The organism is uncultured Draconibacterium sp., assembly GCF_913063105.1.
GTDB lineage: Bacteria > Bacteroidota > Bacteroidia > Bacteroidales > Prolixibacteraceae > Draconibacterium.
This window is the reverse complement of record NZ_CAJXYQ010000006.1, coordinates 296539-314583: the sequence shown is the minus strand read 5'-3', so window position 1 is coordinate 314583 and position 18045 is coordinate 296539. Positions and strand designations below refer to the sequence as shown.

General features: G+C 37.0%; 11 protein-coding genes and 1 pseudogene. 8 read left to right on the top strand and 4 right to left on the bottom strand.

What is annotated here, in order from left to right; all coding sequences use genetic code 11:
- From QZ574_RS08615 to QZ574_RS08600, 4 genes and pseudogenes are all read left to right on the top strand, one after another.
- A pseudogene (locus QZ574_RS08615) lies at positions 1-665 on the top strand (peptidase S41); the annotation flags it as partial.
- A gap of 170 nt (positions 666-835) precedes the next feature.
- Entirely contained in the window at positions 836-1249 is a 414-nt protein-coding gene (locus QZ574_RS08610; RefSeq protein ID WP_297088844.1) for a nucleoside 2-deoxyribosyltransferase, read from the top strand.
- Positions 1250-1344: 95 nt separating this feature from the next.
- Complete coding sequence (locus tag QZ574_RS08605) at positions 1345-5814, top strand: lamin tail domain-containing protein (protein WP_297088843.1); 4470 nt, start codon at positions 1345-1347, stop codon at positions 5812-5814.
- Positions 5815-5859: 45 nt separating this feature from the next.
- The gene (locus QZ574_RS08600) at positions 5860-8583 is read left to right on the top strand and encodes an endo-1,4-beta-xylanase (protein ID WP_297088841.1); all 2724 of its coding nucleotides are present in this window, start codon (positions 5860-5862) and stop codon (positions 8581-8583) included.
- A 60-nt stretch (positions 8584-8643) separates the two neighbouring features.
- Here the strand turns inward: QZ574_RS08600 and QZ574_RS08595 are convergent, their stop codons facing one another.
- From QZ574_RS08595 to QZ574_RS08585, 3 genes are all read right to left on the bottom strand, one after another.
- Positions 8644-8892, bottom strand: coding sequence for a hypothetical protein (locus tag QZ574_RS08595; protein WP_297088839.1), 249 nt, complete (start codon positions 8890-8892; stop codon positions 8644-8646).
- A 60-nt stretch (positions 8893-8952) separates the two neighbouring features.
- Complete coding sequence (locus tag QZ574_RS08590; protein WP_297088837.1) at positions 8953-10122, bottom strand: FAD-dependent oxidoreductase; 1170 nt, start codon at positions 10120-10122, stop codon at positions 8953-8955.
- 98 nt (positions 10123-10220) lie between these two features.
- A complete protein-coding gene (locus QZ574_RS08585; protein ID WP_297088835.1) occupies positions 10221-12224 on the bottom strand; it encodes an FAD-dependent oxidoreductase in 2004 nt (667 codons plus the stop codon).
- A gap of 332 nt (positions 12225-12556) precedes the next feature.
- Here QZ574_RS08585 and QZ574_RS08580 point away from each other — a divergent pair, with 332 nt between their 5' ends.
- The 3 genes from QZ574_RS08580 to QZ574_RS08570 are packed head-to-tail and all read left to right on the top strand — an operon-like array spanning position 12557 to position 15171.
- Entirely contained in the window at positions 12557-13183 is a 627-nt protein-coding gene (locus QZ574_RS08580) for a protein-L-isoaspartate(D-aspartate) O-methyltransferase (protein ID WP_297088846.1), read from the top strand.
- A 55-nt stretch (positions 13184-13238) separates the two neighbouring features.
- Entirely contained in the window at positions 13239-14240 is a 1002-nt protein-coding gene (locus QZ574_RS08575; RefSeq protein ID WP_297088834.1) for a hypothetical protein, read from the top strand.
- A 1-nt stretch (position 14241) separates the two neighbouring features.
- Complete coding sequence (locus tag QZ574_RS08570; RefSeq protein ID WP_297088831.1) at positions 14242-15171, top strand: HEAT repeat domain-containing protein; 930 nt, start codon at positions 14242-14244, stop codon at positions 15169-15171.
- Positions 15172-15185: 14 nt separating this feature from the next.
- On the opposite strand, the gene QZ574_RS08565 is transcribed toward QZ574_RS08570, so the two are convergent.
- Positions 15186-16502, bottom strand: coding sequence for an AmpG family muropeptide MFS transporter (locus tag QZ574_RS08565; RefSeq protein ID WP_297088829.1), 1317 nt, complete (start codon positions 16500-16502; stop codon positions 15186-15188).
- 127 nt (positions 16503-16629) lie between these two features.
- Between QZ574_RS08565 and QZ574_RS08560 the strand changes: the two genes are divergently transcribed.
- Positions 16630-17982 carry a PQQ-binding-like beta-propeller repeat protein gene (locus QZ574_RS08560; protein WP_297088827.1) on the top strand — a complete coding sequence of 451 codons (1353 nt, stop codon included), beginning with the start codon at positions 16630-16632 and terminating at the stop codon, positions 17980-17982.
- The last annotated feature ends 63 nt before the right edge of the window (positions 17983-18045 follow it).

Below are 18045 nucleotides of genomic sequence, written 5' to 3'. Positions count from 1 at the left end.
CAGCAAAATATTATATTCCAAGTGGAAGATGTATACAGGCGCTGGATTATTCTCATCGTAATGAAGATGGTAGTGTCGGAGCGATTCCGGATTCATTAATTTCTGAGTTTACGACAAAAAAAGGCCGTAAGGTTTATGATGGAGGAGGGGTTTCACCGGATGTGCAAATCGATCAGGAAACGCTGAGTAGTCTGAGTATCGGTTTGGTAACAAAATTTTTGATCTTTGATTTTGCTACAAAATTTCATTCTGAAAATGAGTCGATTGCCTCACCTGAAGATTTTGAAATAACAGATGAAATGTACAATCAATTCATAGCATATGTAAAAGAAAATGATTTTGACTATGAATCTGAATCTGAAAAAGAGTTGGATGATTTGATTAATCATGCCAAAAAAGATAAATATTACGGTTTGGCAGAAAAAGAGTTTGAAGCTTTAAAGGCAAAACTTGCTCCTGATTTCGACAAGGATTCAAAAGAATTTAGTGGAGAAATAAAAGAGTTGCTGCAAGATGAAATTGTTTCAAGATATTATTATCAGAAAGGCTCAATTCGTGCTGCTATTAACGACGATAAAGGAATTAAAAAAGCTATTAGAGAATTAAATTCGGAAACAGCTTATGCGGCCTATTTTAAAGGCGGGATTGTGATAAATGCAAATTAGAGTATAATAGTCTAATCAATTTCTCGGAAAACTTTGTATAATTTTTGATTCTTAAGCTGCACGAAGTAACTCAGAGATATACAAAGGTGATATTTAGTTAATAGCCAAAACTATTATAAAAAATATTAATAGATTTCTGTTAGCATTTTGTTAAATAAAAAAACCATTCCATGAAAATTTATTTTGCCGGTTCAATTCGTGGAGGAAGGAAAGATGCTGAATTGTATCTTCAGATAATTGAATATTTGAAAAAATTTGGTGAGGTCCTGACAGAGCATGTGGGTGATCAGGAGTTAACCGAAGCAGGAGATGATGGCCCCACAGATGAATATATTCATGACCGTGATTTGGATTGGTTAAAATCTTCGGAAATATTAGTAGCAGAAGTTACACAGGTTTCCATGGGTGTGGGTTACGAAATAGGACGGGCAGTTGAAATGGGTAAAAGGATTTTATGTCTCTATCGTCCCGGAATTGGTAAAAATATTTCTGCGATGATTTCCGGTTGTCCTGATTTGAATCTTGTAGAGTATAATTCTTTAAAAGAAGTAAAAGTGAGCATCGATAATTTCCTGAATTATTGAATCTAATTTTTGATTTTTACGTTTTCAAAATCGTATAATTTATTTTTTGCATTTAACAGAATATTGATTTCTTTGTTCCATGATTGAAGATGGTGATGAAAAGAAATTTATCAATAGTATTTGTTATAAGTATACTTTTGTTTTTCCCGGTACAGGGGAAAGCTCAGATTTATATTAACGAATTTTTAGCTTCTAATTCTGACGTAATTACCGATCCGGATTTTAACGAAAGTGCCGATTGGCTTGAGTTATATAATGCTGAAAACGTTCCTGTAAATGTAGGCGGCTATTTTATAAGCGACAACTTCGATAACAAAGACAAATGGCAAATACCGGAAAATACGTGGATTGGAGCCGGAAGTTTTCTGATTATCTGGGCAGACAGTCGCGATCAAGGGCTACATGCAAGTTTTAATATTTCTGCATCTGGCGAAGAATTGGCGATTTTTTCGAAAGATGGAAGTTTGGTCGACTCGGTATCTTTTGGGATTCAGAATTCGGATATTTCGATGGGACGTATCCCCGATGGTGGAAAAAGTTGGGGTTATTTTGCAGAACCTACTCCGGAGGCTGAAAATAATACAGAAGTTTTTGAAGGAACTACCAACAATACCCCGCATTTTACTCCGCTTGGCGGGATCTATCAAAACGCAGTAACGGTTAATATTTCAAACACATTTGGGGGTGAAATTCGATATACCCTTGATGGCTCGGAGCCTTTAAAAACTTCGGCACTTTATAATTCGTCAATTCAAATCGATAGCACGACCCTTTTACGAGCCCGTATTTTTCAGCCCGGAAATATTCCCGGAAGGATAATTACACATTCCTATTTTATTGATTCTGAAAATGAAATTGGCTCTTTACCGGTAGTTTCCATTGCCACAAATCCTGAAAATTTTTGGGATAGTATTCAGGGAATTTATGTACAGGATTTTAAACCGGACTGGGAAGTTCCAATCAACATAGAACTTTTCGAAAATGATGGTAGCGACCGGGCGGCTTTTAACCTGCAGGCAGGAACAAAAATTAACGGTCTTTATTCATGGCAACTGCCACAAAAAATGCTGGGGGTATATTTCAGAAAAAAATATGGTGAGGGGAAACTTGATTATCCTATACTATTTGACAAAGAAAGGAACTCGTATCAATCTTTTGCGTTGCGGGCTTCAGGAAGTGATTGGGCCTACTCTCTTTTCCGCGATGGAATGACACAATCCCTGACTGCCGAAAACATGGATGTTGATTACCAGAGTTACCGTCCTGCCGTACTCTTTGTTAATGGAAAGTATATGGGTATCAATAACATCAGGGCTAAGGTTGATGACGATTTAATTATTCAGTCGCATAATTTATTGGAGAATGAGTTTGATATGGTTGAAAACGAGAATTATGCAGAGGCTGGCTCGCTTGACCAGTATGTAGGATTTGACTCTTTATATCACCGTGATTTGTCCGTTCAGGCAAATTTTGATACGGTTGCTACATTAATGGATATTGAGAATTTTACTGATTTTGTAATTACTGAAATTTATTCCCAAAACACCTCAGTCGACCATAATATTATGGCATGGAAGCCCAAAATTGGAGGGAAATGGAAATGGATTCTGAATGATTTAGACAGAGGATTTTTTAATCCAGATGAGAACCTTATCGATTTTTATGCTGGTAAAGATGTAATCCCTTTGAATCATTTGTTAAATAATGAAGGCTACAAGAAATATTTTGGGAAACGACTTGCAGATCATTTATTTACTACTTTCGATCCATTGCATGTCAAAAAAACGATTGAGCTTTACAAAAACAGGATTGAAAATGAAGTGCCAAAACACATTATCCGGTGGCAGGGAACATCGTCAAAATATGGTGATCCGATTTATTCGTATGATTATTGGGAATCTCAAATTAACAGGTTAAAAAGATTTGCAGATGAACGGCCAAATTATTTGTTAAACGATTTGATAAATTACGGTTTCGAACAAAGTACCCCACTTACTTTAAACATATATCCTGCAAATTCAGGAATTGTAGATTTTAACAGTATTAAAATTACTCAGAAAACCAGTAATGGAGCATATCCCGAAAAAGAAGAAATTGTGCTTTATGCACAAGCAAAATCAGGGTACGAATTTAAAGGATGGAAACTTGCTAAAGGTGAGGCCCTTATTTCAAAAGAGGAAAACTGGAAATTCTTTGATAAGGGATTTGAACCGGATTCAAACTGGCAAAAACCTGATTTTGATGATTCTTCATGGATTGAAGGCAAAGCAGCACTGGGGGATGGTGATGACGATGAAAATACTGTTGTAAGTTTTGGTGAAGACAGAAGAAACAAACATATAACAACTTATTTCAGAAAATCAGTTTCTGTTGAAAACATTGAAAACATAACTGAACTTTTAATCAATTTGAAATGTGATGACGGAGCCGTGGTTTATATAAACGGATTAGAGGTATTCAGACTGAATATGCCCGATGGTGAGATCAATTTTGAAACTACTTCAAACAGAAGTATTGCAGGATCAGATGAAGATAAATTCACCTTATTTGAATTAAGCAGGAATATATTGTTGCCGGGGAATAATGTTGTTGCCGTTGAAGTTCATCAGGACGACCCAAGAAGTAGTGATATAAGTTTTGATTTGGAGATGGTAGTCAAAAACGATAATGAAATTGAATTTTATTCCAAAGCTTCGTTGTTAAATTATATTCATTCGGGAAATGTAAGCATTACTGCTGTTTTCGAAAGTGATGGATCCTGTATTCTTCCGGAATTGATAAGCGAGGATATTACATTATCAAAAGATTGTTCACCTTATCGTGTTCCAAACAACGTTTTGGTTGCCGATTCCGTGAGTTTAACTATTAAGCCGGGAGTAGAGTTGTGGTTTTCCGATGATGTTACGATGACAGTTAACGGGAAATTAAATGTAAAAGGAACATATTCAGAACCGGTTGTATTTACAGGTAATCCCGAGAGTGAAATTCAGAAATGGGGTATTTTGAATTTTGTAAATGCTGATACTTCAATTTTAAAAAACATGATTATTGAAGGGGCGTCTAAAGGCAAGCATCCTTTGAGGGAAAATGCAGCGGTTTCGGTTTTTAATTCTGTACTGAAAATCGACAGTCTTGTGATCGATAATGTTCATGAAAATCCGGTTTTAGGAAGATATGCTGATATTTCAATGACAAATACAAAACTGCATTCAAAAGTAACGGGCGATTTGATTAATGTAAAATATGGAAAAGCATTTATCGACAATTGTACTTTTAGAGGAAACACGATGCCAGATACTGATGCAATAGATTACGACGATGTAAAAGATGGCATCATCAAAAATAGTGTGATTTACGATTTTTACGGATTTAATAGTGATGGAATCGATATTGGCGAAAAAGCAAAAAATGTTTCTGTCGAAAATGTTCTGGTTTATAATATAAGCGACAAAGGTATTTCTGTAGGGCAGCAATCAACAGTAAAAATATCAAATTCGATATTTGTTAACTGTAATTTGGGCGCCGGGATTAAAGATTCAAGTCGTGTTTATATTGACCATTGCACCTACTATGGAAATGGTACTCCGATTGCAGTATATGAAAAAAATATTGGCGATGCCGGAGGAAATGTTGTCGTTTCCAATTCAATTTTGTCCAATGCTTATGATGCCACAGTATCTGCCGATGATAAATCAACATTAGAAGTTTCTTATTCTGCATCGGATAACGATATCTTATCTTCCGGAAATAATCTTTTTACAGATCCGGAGTTTAAGAATCCAAACCTGTTTGATTTTGAACTTGAGGCGACATCGGCATGTTTGGGAACGGCGTCTGATGGAAATATGGGGGCTGGATTAAACCCAACCATAAAATTCAGCCAACTGTTTATAAGTGCAGTAGCGTATAGCTCTGATGCAAATTCAGAAGTAAACGAGTTTATTGAATTAACAAACCCGGGGAGTATAGAATTAGATATTGCAGGGTATGAGTTTACCAAAGGTATAAGCTATAAATTCCCTGAAAAAACTATAATCGAAGCCGGAGAAAAAATTTATGTAACATATAATGCCGGTGCCGGATTCTGGTTAAAATCCGAAGAAAGGGTTTTTCAGTGGGAAAGCGGAAGATTGGCCGATGAAGGGGAAACTGTTCAACTTCAATCTCCATATGGAATCGTTATCGATAAAATACATTATAAAGCAGATGATTCATGGCCGGAAGTATCTGATAATGAAGGCATAAAACTGGCAGCAAATAATCTTGACAATCATTTTGGTAAAAACTGGATAAGCACTTCTTTAAATACAATTGTCAACGTAAATGAAGATTTATTGACAGACAAAATCACGGGTATTTATCCAAATCCGACAACAGGGATATTGTACATTTCAAATTTGAAAAATAAAGACACTTTGGTGGAAGTATTCAATTTACATGGTGTTCTGATAAAATCTGAAATGTTAAATGCCAGCCATTCACAAATCAATATTTCAGAACAGGAAGCCGGAATTTATATTGTTCGTGCATTCAATTCGACTCGTCGCATAGTATTGTTGAAATAGAATTTCTATTTTAGCGGAAATTAAACTAACTATTTATTCCGTAACATGGACAATTCTTCTAAAATCAATCCAGGGAAATTATATTTTGTATTTGTATTCGCTGTCTTAAGTTTTACTTCATTTTCACAGGATAACCTGCTTACCAATGGTGATTTTGAAAATGGAACTGTTGGATGGCAGGTGTGGGGAGCTAAAATGGAAATTACTTCCGATGCGCATCAGGGTAATAATGCGGTTTTAATTTCTAACCGTAAAAATCCCTGGGATGCGCTGACCAGGGATGTTAAAAGTTTGTTAGAAAATGGAGAAACTTATACCATCAGCGCCTGGGTGAAAATTCCGGATGCAGCAAAAAACTTCAGAATTACGCTGGGATTAAAAGTGGATGGGGTAAATTCTTATACTTCCCTGTGTCGAACTGATTCTCCCAAAATTGGTGATTATGAATTTTATACCCAGAATTTTACGGTCGAATGGCAAGGCAATCTTCAAAGCGCAAATATTTATATCGAAACCGAAAGTGTTAACGGAGTTTATTCCGATTATCTGGCCGACGATATTATGCTGTCGAAATTTGTTCCTGAACCGGAAGCCGAAATCACCGCTCCGGGATTTAAGGATATGACAGGCTTATTGCTGTTTGGTGGTGTTATCGGTGGAGAAAAAAATTATTTTAATAATGAAACTGCCAAGGCTCAGGTGCTTAATGATTGTAATACAATTCAGATTACCTGTTACCCTGCCTGGGGCCGCTGGGACGAAAGTAAAAAACATGTTTATTATGTCGATGAGTTTTCAACCAGGATAAAAGAAATGAAAAGCCAGAATCTCACAACAACAGCTCATATGTTGATGGGCTGGGACAAATATTATCCTGAGTGGTTCCGCAAAGGTGATTTCCCGGCTGATACCCTGGATGCCATAATGAAAAGCTGGCTGGAAGCAATCATTTCTTCGAATGGTAATGATACCTTAGTTGATAACTGGAATGTAGTAAACGAAGCGATTAGTTGGGATGGACATGGTGGTTACTGGCCACTTTTTAATGCCAATTATGAAGGTGCCTGCGAATTCCAGAGAATGGGATTCGAAGCCGATGCATCAGGTTTAACAGGGGAGCAGTTTGTAAATGCAGAACATCCGGTTTACATCCGTAAAGCATTTGAATATGCCAGAACCTTAACCGACAAAAAACTGGAACTTCGTGATTCGGGATTTGAATTTCCGGGAAGCCATAAATACAATGCATTTTATCAATTGGCAAAACATTTAAAAGAGGTAGGTGCTCCGGTTGATGTTATTGGATTTCAAACGCATTTGGATATTGATAAAACTTACGATTGGGAAGGTTATGCTAACAACATTAAACGTTATATCGAATTAGGTTACGAAGTAATTGTTGCGGAAGTTGATATAGGCGATACTGAAAAAGACTGGAATGAAGAAAAAGCTGAGTTGCAAAAGAAACAGTATTATAATTTGATAAATGCAGCGATTAAAGGCGGTGCTACCGAATTTCACACCTGGGGATTTATCGATAACAACGAAACCGGATGGAGATATGGAGAAAGTGCATTTCCGTATGCCAATAACTTTGAAAAAAAGCCTGCCTGGTTTGGAATAAAAAAGGCATTAATTGATATGAGTTCTGTTCTTTACTGGGAAATGGAAGAAAATATAAAGGACACCATGCCCGATGTAATGAAGTATAACAATTTTGGAGTGATAAAAAATAATATTCAACCCGAATTTGTTAAAGGATATTTAACAAATGCAATGCAGTTTGACGGTGTTGATGATTTTATTATTACCGAAAACCTGTCTCACGTAATAAGAGAAGATTTAACCTTTTCATGTTTCGTAAAAACAACTTCCCAAAATACGTCTGTGCTGACATCATTTTTATCCGGTGATGAAGATGATTTAAAAATTGGTATTGGTCCTGAAGGAAAAGTATACGTAGAAGGCATGGGAATTGGAAGCGGGGAGTTGGTAAGTCAGGATTTAATCAATGATGGAATCTGGCATTTTATTGCTGTTCAACGCGACAGCAATATTTATCGATTGTATGTGGATAATAAAGAACCGGTTGCCATTACACAGGGGCAAATTCAGGAAATTAAAAAACTGACTGTTGCTGCAAATTTAAATGGAAATGAAAATTTTAAGGGAGTGATCGATGAGGTTAAACTCTTTGATTCTGCAATAGAAGAAGCCAGTTTTGAAAGAAATTATCTGATTGAAAATGAAATCACTCTTGAATTCAAGTTTAGCCGAATGAGAGTAAAACTAACCTGGAATGACAATGGTAATGAGGAGATTGGATATGTAATTGACAGAAAAACAGGGGAAGGCGATTGGGAAGTAGCCGGGGAAGTAAATGCGGGAGTTGATTATTTTATTGAAACCGTTGATTTATACGATACAGTTTACACTTACCGTGTACGTTCTGCAGAAAGATTTGCCAATGCCGGTGCTTCAAACGAAGTTGAGGTTCAAACACCAAACGATCCCAATACATCAGCACTTAATTATAAGGAAGATTTTGAATTTAGTGTTTATCCCAATCCGGCAGAAAATAAATTTACCTTTAAATCTTTGGGATATGCCGATGTTAAGATTTTTAATGTTCAGGGAAAATTAATGTTGGAAAAAGTAAATATTCCGGGTTCTTTTGATTTTAATATTTCCGATTTCCAAAGTGGTATATATTTTATTCAGGCGATAAAAAAGGGGAGAACGGAAGTATTAAAATTGGTAAAAAAGTAGTAAAAAAATGAAGGCTTCATTTTGAGTGAAACCCTCATTGACTATATCTTAATCTATGTTTTAACACTGGTTCCTGGCACAGGGACTGTTGGTAATAAAAAATCCAAAAAAGGCACCCACCAAAGCACTTTGAACCAATTCGCCTGTTCCGAATTCAGCAAGGGTTTTGTCGGCTGTAAAAACCGTAAATAATACTCCGGCCACAGCTCCCAGTAAAATGTAGATCAATGTTTTTCTTAAATGGGGAGATTTCAAATTTCGCGTTAACCAGTTGCCTTCGGGTGTAACATCCAAAGTTTTGAATTCCATTTTAAAGTCCTGTTTTTTATCGGTTTCGGTGCTCATATTTAATTTTCTAAAATCTTGAAATTACATTCCCGGAATACGGGGTATATTTTTCAGTTTGGAGTTTTTATAGTAAAATCCCCATCCTTTTTTCAGCCAGTGCCCCACAATCGGCAGCATCATCATGGTTTCCTTTTTTGCTGTTCTTTCTACCCATGCAGCACCATCCCCTGAATCCATCACACAAATGATGCTTACTTTATCTACGTAACTTTTTGTTTTTCCCGTGCCTTTAATTTGCTGGTCTGCATTATAAGCGGCAACGTCCGCCATAATTTCAGCCATATGGCCTTGTTTTGCACCCCAGGCCGGACCCAGTAGTTCTGCAGAGTCGCCAATTGCATAAACCTCAGGAAATCCTTCCACCTGGCAGGTAGGTAATGTTTTTACAAAACCGGCTTCTGAAAGTGGCAATCCTGAATCTTTTAAAACAGAATGACCACTGCCACCTGCGATAAAAACAATCAGGTCACTTTCCAGTTTTTTACCACCTTCAAACTCTATTTCATTTTTTGTAAAACCTGTGATTTTGGTTCCCACATGTTCTTTTATTCCATAATGTTTATAGAATTTTTTCATGTTTTGAACTGCTTTCGCGCCCATTCTTTTGCCTGGTTCAGGCATGGGTGCAAAAAAGTTGAGTTCAAAATTATTCAGCAAGTCTTTTTTCTTTAAATAGGTGCTGATGTTGAACAACAATTCAAATGCAGGCCCACCTCTTACAGCAGAACCTTTGCTGTCTTTTGGATTGCCGCCAAAACCCACAGCAATTTTTCCTTTTCCGGCCTGAACAAGTTTTTCCAGCTCGTTGCCAATACTTACCGCCTGTTCCGGTTGGCCACAAATCGACAAGGTATTTTCAGCACCTTTTGCATTTACTTTGTGCATTCCCAAAGCAATAAAAAGGTAGTCGTAACTTAGCTCACCACCAGCAAGTTTAACTGTTTTACTGTTAACATCAATGCTTTTTACACTGTCAATGACCAATCCGAAACCATGTTTTTTCTGAAGCCGGGCCAGTGGCATTTTACTGTCTTCAAAACTGATTCCCTTAACAGGAATCCAGATTGAGATGGGGTATATAAACAAGTAATCCCGGTCGGAGACCAGGGTTACTTTATATCCTTTTTTTTGCAGTTTGATTGCGGCTTCAACACCGGCAAATCCACCGCCCAAAACTAAAAAATGTTTCATGTGTTTAAAATTGTTTATTTATTAAGGTAACACATGGAATTCGCATGATTTTTAATTATTTTCGATTGGTGTGAATCAATAATCATGCTCATTTCATTTTAATATCTTGACATCATTGCTGAAATACCACCACCATTAGTTACATTGGTGTATCCACGTTGTTTTAACACCTGTTGTGCATAAGCAGAACGGGCACCAGAAGCACAGTAAACAATAATTTCCCGGTCTTTATTTTCTCCGATATCCATATTTCCCGACATCATATCATCAAGCGGAATATTTAACGCATTTGGAAAAGCGCCGCTCATAAATTCACCTTTTGTACGAACATCAATAACCAATCTTTCCAGTTCTTCAGTACTTACATTTTGATTGGTTTCAGTTTCTTCAACCGTATTTTCCTGTAAGCTTTTTTTCTCAACAGGAAGTGGAATCATGCTAAAATTCTTAAATCCAACAGCCGCAGCATGATGTTGCAAGGAAGTATGACCTCCGGAGATGTTTATAACTTCATTACATCCGGCGCCAATTAAGGTGCGCAATGCCTGATGTCCTTTTTTTCCTGTTTCATCATAAATCAGGATAGGAACATCTTTTGGTATTCTTTGCAGGTTTTCCTGCAGCATTTCAAGAGGTAAATGGTAAGCCCCGTTCAAGTTGCTTTTTTGGTGAGCAAAAACATCTCGCACGTCTAACACAATTACCTGTTCTTTGGTTTCCAGATAATCATCCAACTCGGAAACCATTAAACTCGGACTATAACCCGACATTTTGTTTTCAGCGGCGTAGGCGGCCATATTCATTGCATCGTTGGCTGTACCAATCGGTGGCGAATAAGCAAAATCAATGTCTGCAATTTCGCTGACAGGAAGTTTAGCTGCTGTTGCTGTTGCAATAACATCCAAACGTTTGTCAGCGCCTTTGTACCCGGCAGTTTGTCCACCAAGTACTACTCCTGTTTTTTTATCGAAAACAAGAAGAACACTTACAGTTTCAGCACCCGGGTAATATGATGTATGATGCTCTTTGTGAACCACAACTGCATCAGCATCAATTCCTAAAGCACGGGCTTGTTTTAACGACAAACCGGTTGTTCCGGCCACAGCATCAAAAACCCTTACTACCGAAGTTCCGATTGCACCTTTGTAACTATGGTTTCCCCCAAGTGCATTTTCTGCAGCTATTCTACCCTGACGGTTTGCTGGTCCTGCTAAAGGTATACGTACTTTTTTGCCGTTTACACGATGTTCAATTTCCACCATGTCGCCTGCAGCATAAATATCTTCATCTGAAGTCTGTAGTTTATCGTCTACCAACAAACCTCCGGCTTCACCAATTTCAAGTCCGGCTTCTTTTGCAAGTTGCAATGTCGGGCGAACACCAATTGACAGCAGAACCATATCTGCATTCAAAACTTTTCCATTATCCAATTCTACCGAGTTCCTGTTGATTCTTGAAACAGCTGTTTCGGTATGTATTCCTACATTAAAAGCACGAAGCTCCCGGGTTATAAAACCTGCAGTTTCTGCTTCCAAAATCGACATTACATGAGGCATTTTTTCAACCACATGAACTTTTAAACCTCTTTTAACAAGCGCTTCAACCATTTCAAGTCCAATAAAACCTCCTCCAACTACAACAGCTGTTTCAGGATCTTTGGTCTTTAAATGATTGTCGATTTTATCCATGTCATCCAATGTCCATAAACTAAAAACATGGTCATCTTCGGCACCCGGTAAATCGGGTTGTATTGGTCGTCCTCCCTGGGCTAAGATCAGTTTTGTATATTCAAATGATTTTTTCTCATTATTCTTACTGTTTAAAGTCGATACAGTATGTGCTTCTTTATCAATGGCTGTTACAGCTGTATTGGTGTAAACAGTAACGTTGTATTGCTCTTTAAAACTTTCAGGACTTTGTAAAATCAATTTCGATCTGCTATCGATATCTCCTGCAATATAATAAGGTAATCCACAGTTTGCGAAAGAAACGTCAGGTCCCGCTTCGAGCATGGTAATCTGGGCATCCGGAGATAAACGTCTCGCTTTTGCCGCTGCAGTAGCTCCTGCTGCTACTCCTCCTATGATTAATATTTTCTCCATTGTGTAATTATTTTTCTGCTTTCAAATATTTAATTATCTAAATATGTCGATACAAAAATAGATATTTTTTCCAATACTGATATAAAATGGGCTTTTATGTTAACTTATTATTTACTGATTGGATAAAATTTTTTAAAAAATTTTAAAACATATCAAAATTCGACTTTCCCAGAAACCTTATCAATTTGAGATTCGTTGAAAACTAAAAACGAGGAAGTGTGTATTTTAAAACAAGAATAAAAATATTTCAGCAAGTAAGAGCTATTTATTTGTCATGTATAATTCTTATTAGCAGTTTATTGTCATGTGCTCAAAATTTCAATTTTGAAAAAATGCGTCAAAATATGGTAGAAACGCAAATTGAGGCCCGTGGAATTTCCAGTCCAAAAATATTAAAAGCATTTATGAATGTTGAAAGACATCGTTTTGTTTTACCCCGTTATATTTCCAAAGCATATGATGATAATCCATTGCCTATAGATGAGGGGCAGACCATTTCGCAGCCATATATTGTGGCCTTTATGACTCAGTCGTTAAATTTAAAGCAAAAAGACAAGGTACTTGAAATAGGTACAGGTTCCGGATACCAGGCAGCCATTTTAGGACAACTTTGTGATTCGGTTTATACCGTTGAAATCTTTCCTAAACTTGGCAAAAAAGCAAATGATTTATTTATTGAACTGGGATATAGTAATATCTACAGTAAAGTTGGCGATGGTTATGAGGGTTGGTCTGAACATGCTCCTTTTGATGCAATTATTGTAACCTGCTCACCTACCCATATCCCACAGCCTTTAAAAGATCAATTGGCAGAAGGCGGAAGAATGGTTATTCCTGTTGGTTCCTATCCTTTTCAAAACCTGGTATTGCTTGAAAAAAGAAAAGGCATTATCAGGGAAAAGAAAATATTACCGGTCAGGTTTGTACCAATGCTTGATAAAGAAGGGGACAGGTATTGAATTAATTAATTGTATCTCAACGGCTTTATTTGTAAATTTAATAAAGCCAATTATCATGTATAAACTGTACTTTATTCTGATATTCGTTTTGTTGTGCGCCTGTGTCAACAACAGATACAAAAATACACTTCCGAAAGTTAAAACAGAAAAACTTAAATTATTGCCTGAGTTTTATTTTGAAAAACCCACTTTAAACTCACCATCTGTTAATGAAAATAGTCGCGAATTGATTTTGCTGAAGTCAAAGGATGGAAAGTTTTTTTGGATGGATGGGACAGTTGAGAACGGAGAACCTTTTAATCTGAAAAAACAGTTATTTGGAAAAGGAAATCAGTTTACTGCCGATGATAAAGATTTTCCGACTTTTGCAAAAACAGGAATCCATTCTACCAAAGAATTAATAAATACGAAAATAATTACAGGGAAATCGGTTTCTCAAATTACCGTCGATGGCAGGCCATGGGCTTCTTCAGGAGTTGGATTTCTGGCTGAGGACGAAACCATAATGTCCGTTATTTATGCCGATAATATTACGGTTGATAAAATTAATCTTACTCATGCAGACATTGCCAGGCCACTTTTTCACTTTTGGAATGTAGCGCGTAATTTTGACAATTTAAATCCGGATTTAAATGCCAACAAAACACCAGAAATAGAAGCATTGATTTATAACGGGAACGAAGTGAAATTTAAAATTCAGGGTAGCAGGGGATGGCAGGAGTCAATTTTTAATGACGAAATATTAGGTACCGGACATTTGGAATTTTGGAGAGAACTTAATCCGGATGAGTTAGACTTTCTCCAGAGCAAGTATTCAAATCTTTCTCCACAACAGTTTCAGTTTTTGACAAACAAATTATCACACATTCATACCGGTGAAATGGTTTTTTTCTACATCAACCGTTATGGGTTTTACGAGGGTCATAATGAGTACCGACCCGATCCAATTTCGGTTGTAATAATATTTGGTTTAACCACAATTGAAAAAGTACATAAGGCGGTAGGAGGAGATCTATACAGCTACTTTAACAAGCATTTTACTCAAAATCCAAACTGATATGAATAATAAGGCAGGCATATTTCTTCTTCTTACTTTGATTTTCTATGGTAGTACGATTGCAGCTCAGAATTTGAGTAAAGACATTGATTCTTTGGTAAATGAATTGAAAACCGCAGGACGCAACTGGAACGATTTTTCAGTTCCGTTAATAAAAATTGGGGAGCCTGCAGTTCCTGCTTTAATTAAAAATGCTGAAGATAAAAATCTTCCGGTCTGGAACAGGAGGATTTCGATAATAACATTAAATAATATTCATTCTCCAAAATGGAAAAAACCGGCGTTAAGAATTTTATTTGATGAGGAAGAGGACCCCGGAATCAGAAATCATGCTACTGCGGGTTTAACAGGATTTGATCTCAGCAGTGAAAAAGAAAAGTTGTGGGATTTGTATCAAAAAACAGAAAATCAGTTTTATAAATCAAATCTTGCAGGATTATTGGTTAATGCCGATACCGTTTATGCTTATCAGGCATATCACGAACTTTATACGACTCAGGATGGTCATATACAGAGAAATGCTTTGTTGAACCTGGCAAAATTAAAACCCGGTGAGGCAATATACTGGTATTTAAATGCCATTCAAAATGGAAGCTGGATGACAGCAAATCTTGCAAGCGATAGCCTGATTTCATCCAATAATTTTAATGCACGTGAATTAATCAATGTATACAGTCAGGCTGAAAATAATGAAAAAATACAATGGCGAATCGTCTATATTTTAGGGCAAAGGAAAGAGCCTGATTTGTTGCCCTTTTTATTGGAAGCGTTAAAAAACAAAAGCTGGTTAGTTCATAATGAAGCAGCTGTTGCAATTAGCAGATATGAATCCGGCCTTGTTTTACCCATGTTGCAAGAACTTAAAAAAGATTCGCTGGATTTTGTACGACAAAATGCAAAATGGTTGATGAGTAATATAAAATTGGATTAATACCGGTTTTGATTTTACGACTTTTTCAAACCAAAATCCCTATCCACTTTAATTAATGCAGCCATAATAAATCCGGGGATAGTGCAAATCATTACCCAGATAAAAAAGTGTTGATAACCCAGAAATTCCTGTAACCACCCTGAAATCATTCCGGGTAACATCATTCCCAAAGCCATTATTCCTGTACTAAAGGCATAATGAGCAGTTTTGTATTTTCCGGCTGAAACATATAGCATATATAAAGTGTATGCTGTAAATCCAAAACCGTAACCCAATTGCTCAACAGCAACTGCACTTACAACTATCCAGTATTGCCCGGGCTGTACATAGGAAAGAAATACATATACCAGATTGGGCAGATTGATAGAAAAAACAAAAGCCCATAGCAATCTTTTAAATCCATATTTTGAGGCGAGCCAACCCCCTGCTATTCCACCAATTGTTAATGCAATAATTCCAATTGTTCCGTAAGCAATTCCTACTTCCTGGGTTGTTAATGCCAAACCACCGGTATCAGTTGAATCCAGCAAAAAAGGAGATGCCATCTTTACCAGTTGTGATTCTCCCAGTCTGTACAAAAGCAAAAAACCAAGAATAGTCCAGATTTCTTTTTTCCGGAAGTAGGCGTTAATTGTTTCTCCGAAACCTTCAAATACCTGCTTTATATTTTTTGTGGCTTTTTCCAAATCATCTTTCGGGAAAGGCAAAAATATTTTGTGATACACGCTAAACAGTAAAAATGCAATGGCCATAACAATAAAGGTAATTGCCCATGCAATTGGAATATTATTTCCGTTTTCAGGATTTCCCAGTATCGTAGAATTCTCAAGAAATCCTGCCAAAACCACTAAAAGTCCTTGTCCGGTTACCATTGCTATTCGGTAAAACGTATTTCTGATCCCAACAAAAAATGCCTGTTGGTTTTCATTTAACCCCATCATATAAAAACCATCGGCAGCAATATCGTGCGTTGCAGAGCTAAATGCCAGCAGCCATAAAAAGGCCAGTGAAGCTTTGAAAAAAAATGATGTTGGTAAAGTTAACGCCACTCCTGCCAATCCGGCACCAATAAACAATTGCATTATTACAATCCACCAGCGTTTTGTTTTAAATAATTCAACCAAAGGGCTCCAAAACGGTTTTATTACCCATGGCAGGTAAAGCCAGCTGGTGTAAAAAGCAATCTCAGTATTCGATATATCCAGCCTTTTGTACATGATTACCGAAACTGTCATAACTATAATATAAGGCAGTCCTTCAGCAAAATACAGTGAAGGAATCCAATACCACGGATTCCGGTTTTTGTTTCGATTTGGTTTTTTAACGTTCATATAACGCACTTGTTAAAACTTGGGTAAAAATTGGAAAAATTATTCAAAATCATGTATTTTCAGATTTTTATCTTTTATGTCAATCAATAAAATAATTAATTTGGCATCAAACCAAAAATCTTCTGTCATGTCTCGAATCAATCTTTCTCTTTTATTGGTAGTTTTAATTTTACACAATATATCATTTGCACAAACCAATGCACACTGTCAATGGCCAATGTATCGTGGTTTTTATGCAAGTGGTGTGCTGGATGATGCCAATCTACCAGAGTCCTGGAATGTTGAAGAAGATATAAATATTGCATGGAAAACCCCAATGCCCGGTCTGGGGCATTCCTGTCCGATAGTTTGGAATGAAAAAGTTTTTGTTACTACTGCTGTGAGTGATGAAGATAAAGGCGAGGTAAAAGCGGGAGTTTATGGCTCGATTCAACCCGTGCCGGATTCATCAATGCACAGGTGGATTTTATATTGTATCGATAAAAATACAGGTAAGATTAAATGGGAGCAAACGGCATACGAAGGGATTCCAAAACAAAAAAGACACCCCATGTCGTCACATGCCAATTGTACTCCGGCAACCAACGGGAAATATGTAGTAGCATTTTTTGGCTCAGAAGGATTGTATTGTTATGACATGAATGGCAATTTACAGTGGTCGAAAGATTTTGGTGTATTAATTTCAAATTTCTTTTTGGTTGAGGATGCCGAGTGGGAATTTGCAAGTTCACCCTTGATTCACGAAAATGTGGTAATTATCCAGGCAGATGTTTATAAAAATTCTTTTTTAGCCGCTTATGATTTGGCAACAGGGAAAGAACTCTGGAAACAGGAAAGAGATGAGTATCCGGGATGGTGTACTCCAAATATTTACAAAGATGGTGATAAAACAAGAGTTGTTGTAAACGGTTACAAACACCGGGGGGGATACGATTTTTTTACGGGAGAAGAAATCTGGCGGATGTCGGGAGGTGGTGATATTCAGGTGCCAACCCCAATTGTAGCAAATAACCTGGTTTATTTTAACAGTGCACACGGGAAATTCTCTCCGGTAATGGCAGTAAAAACTGATGCCACAGGAGACATTACTTTAGAGGAAAAAGAAACTTCCAATAAAGGGATTCAATGGTATCATCCACGTGGTGGATCATACATGGGAACCATGCTGGTTTACGGAGATTATTTATACAATGCAGCATGGAACGGCAAACTAACCTGCTACAATGCTTTGACGGGAGAGGTGATTTATTCCGAAAAAGCAGGCAAAGGGAATAGTTATACTGCATCACCTGTTGCGGCTGATGGAGTAATATATATTGGTGATAATGACGGGAATATTTATTCAATTCAGGCCGGACCGAAATATAAATTATTACAAACCAACAAACTGGGAGAAACCTTAATGTCAACTCCGGCAATTGCTGAAGATTATTTGTTTTTTAAAACTATAGGGCATCTGGTGGCGGTTTCCGGGAAATGAAGAATCAAGGTTTTTTAAGTCCCGGCAAAAATGCGGTTTGAATCCTTAGATAACAGGTATGGC

Coding starts and splice junctions, on each gene's coding strand:
- QZ574_RS08610 (WP_297088844.1), top strand. CDS start 836: ATGAAAATTTATTTTGCCGGTTCAATTCGTGGAGGAAGGAAAGATGCT.
- QZ574_RS08605 (WP_297088843.1), top strand. CDS start 1,345: ATGAAAAGAAATTTATCAATAGTATTTGTTATAAGTATACTTTTGTTT.
- QZ574_RS08600 (WP_297088841.1), top strand. CDS start 5,860: ATGGACAATTCTTCTAAAATCAATCCAGGGAAATTATATTTTGTATTT.
- QZ574_RS08595 (WP_297088839.1), bottom strand. CDS start 8,892: ATGGAATTCAAAACTTTGGATGTTACACCCGAAGGCAACTGGTTAACG.
- QZ574_RS08590 (WP_297088837.1), bottom strand. CDS start 10,122: ATGAAACATTTTTTAGTTTTGGGCGGTGGATTTGCCGGTGTTGAAGCC.
- QZ574_RS08585 (WP_297088835.1), bottom strand. CDS start 12,224: ATGGAGAAAATATTAATCATAGGAGGAGTAGCAGCAGGAGCTACTGCA.
- QZ574_RS08580 (WP_297088846.1), top strand. CDS start 12,557: ATGCGTCAAAATATGGTAGAAACGCAAATTGAGGCCCGTGGAATTTCC.
- QZ574_RS08575 (WP_297088834.1), top strand. CDS start 13,239: ATGTATAAACTGTACTTTATTCTGATATTCGTTTTGTTGTGCGCCTGT.
- QZ574_RS08570 (WP_297088831.1), top strand. CDS start 14,242: ATGAATAATAAGGCAGGCATATTTCTTCTTCTTACTTTGATTTTCTAT.
- QZ574_RS08565 (WP_297088829.1), bottom strand. CDS start 16,502: ATGAACGTTAAAAAACCAAATCGAAACAAAAACCGGAATCCGTGGTAT.
- QZ574_RS08560 (WP_297088827.1), top strand. CDS start 16,630: ATGTCTCGAATCAATCTTTCTCTTTTATTGGTAGTTTTAATTTTACAC.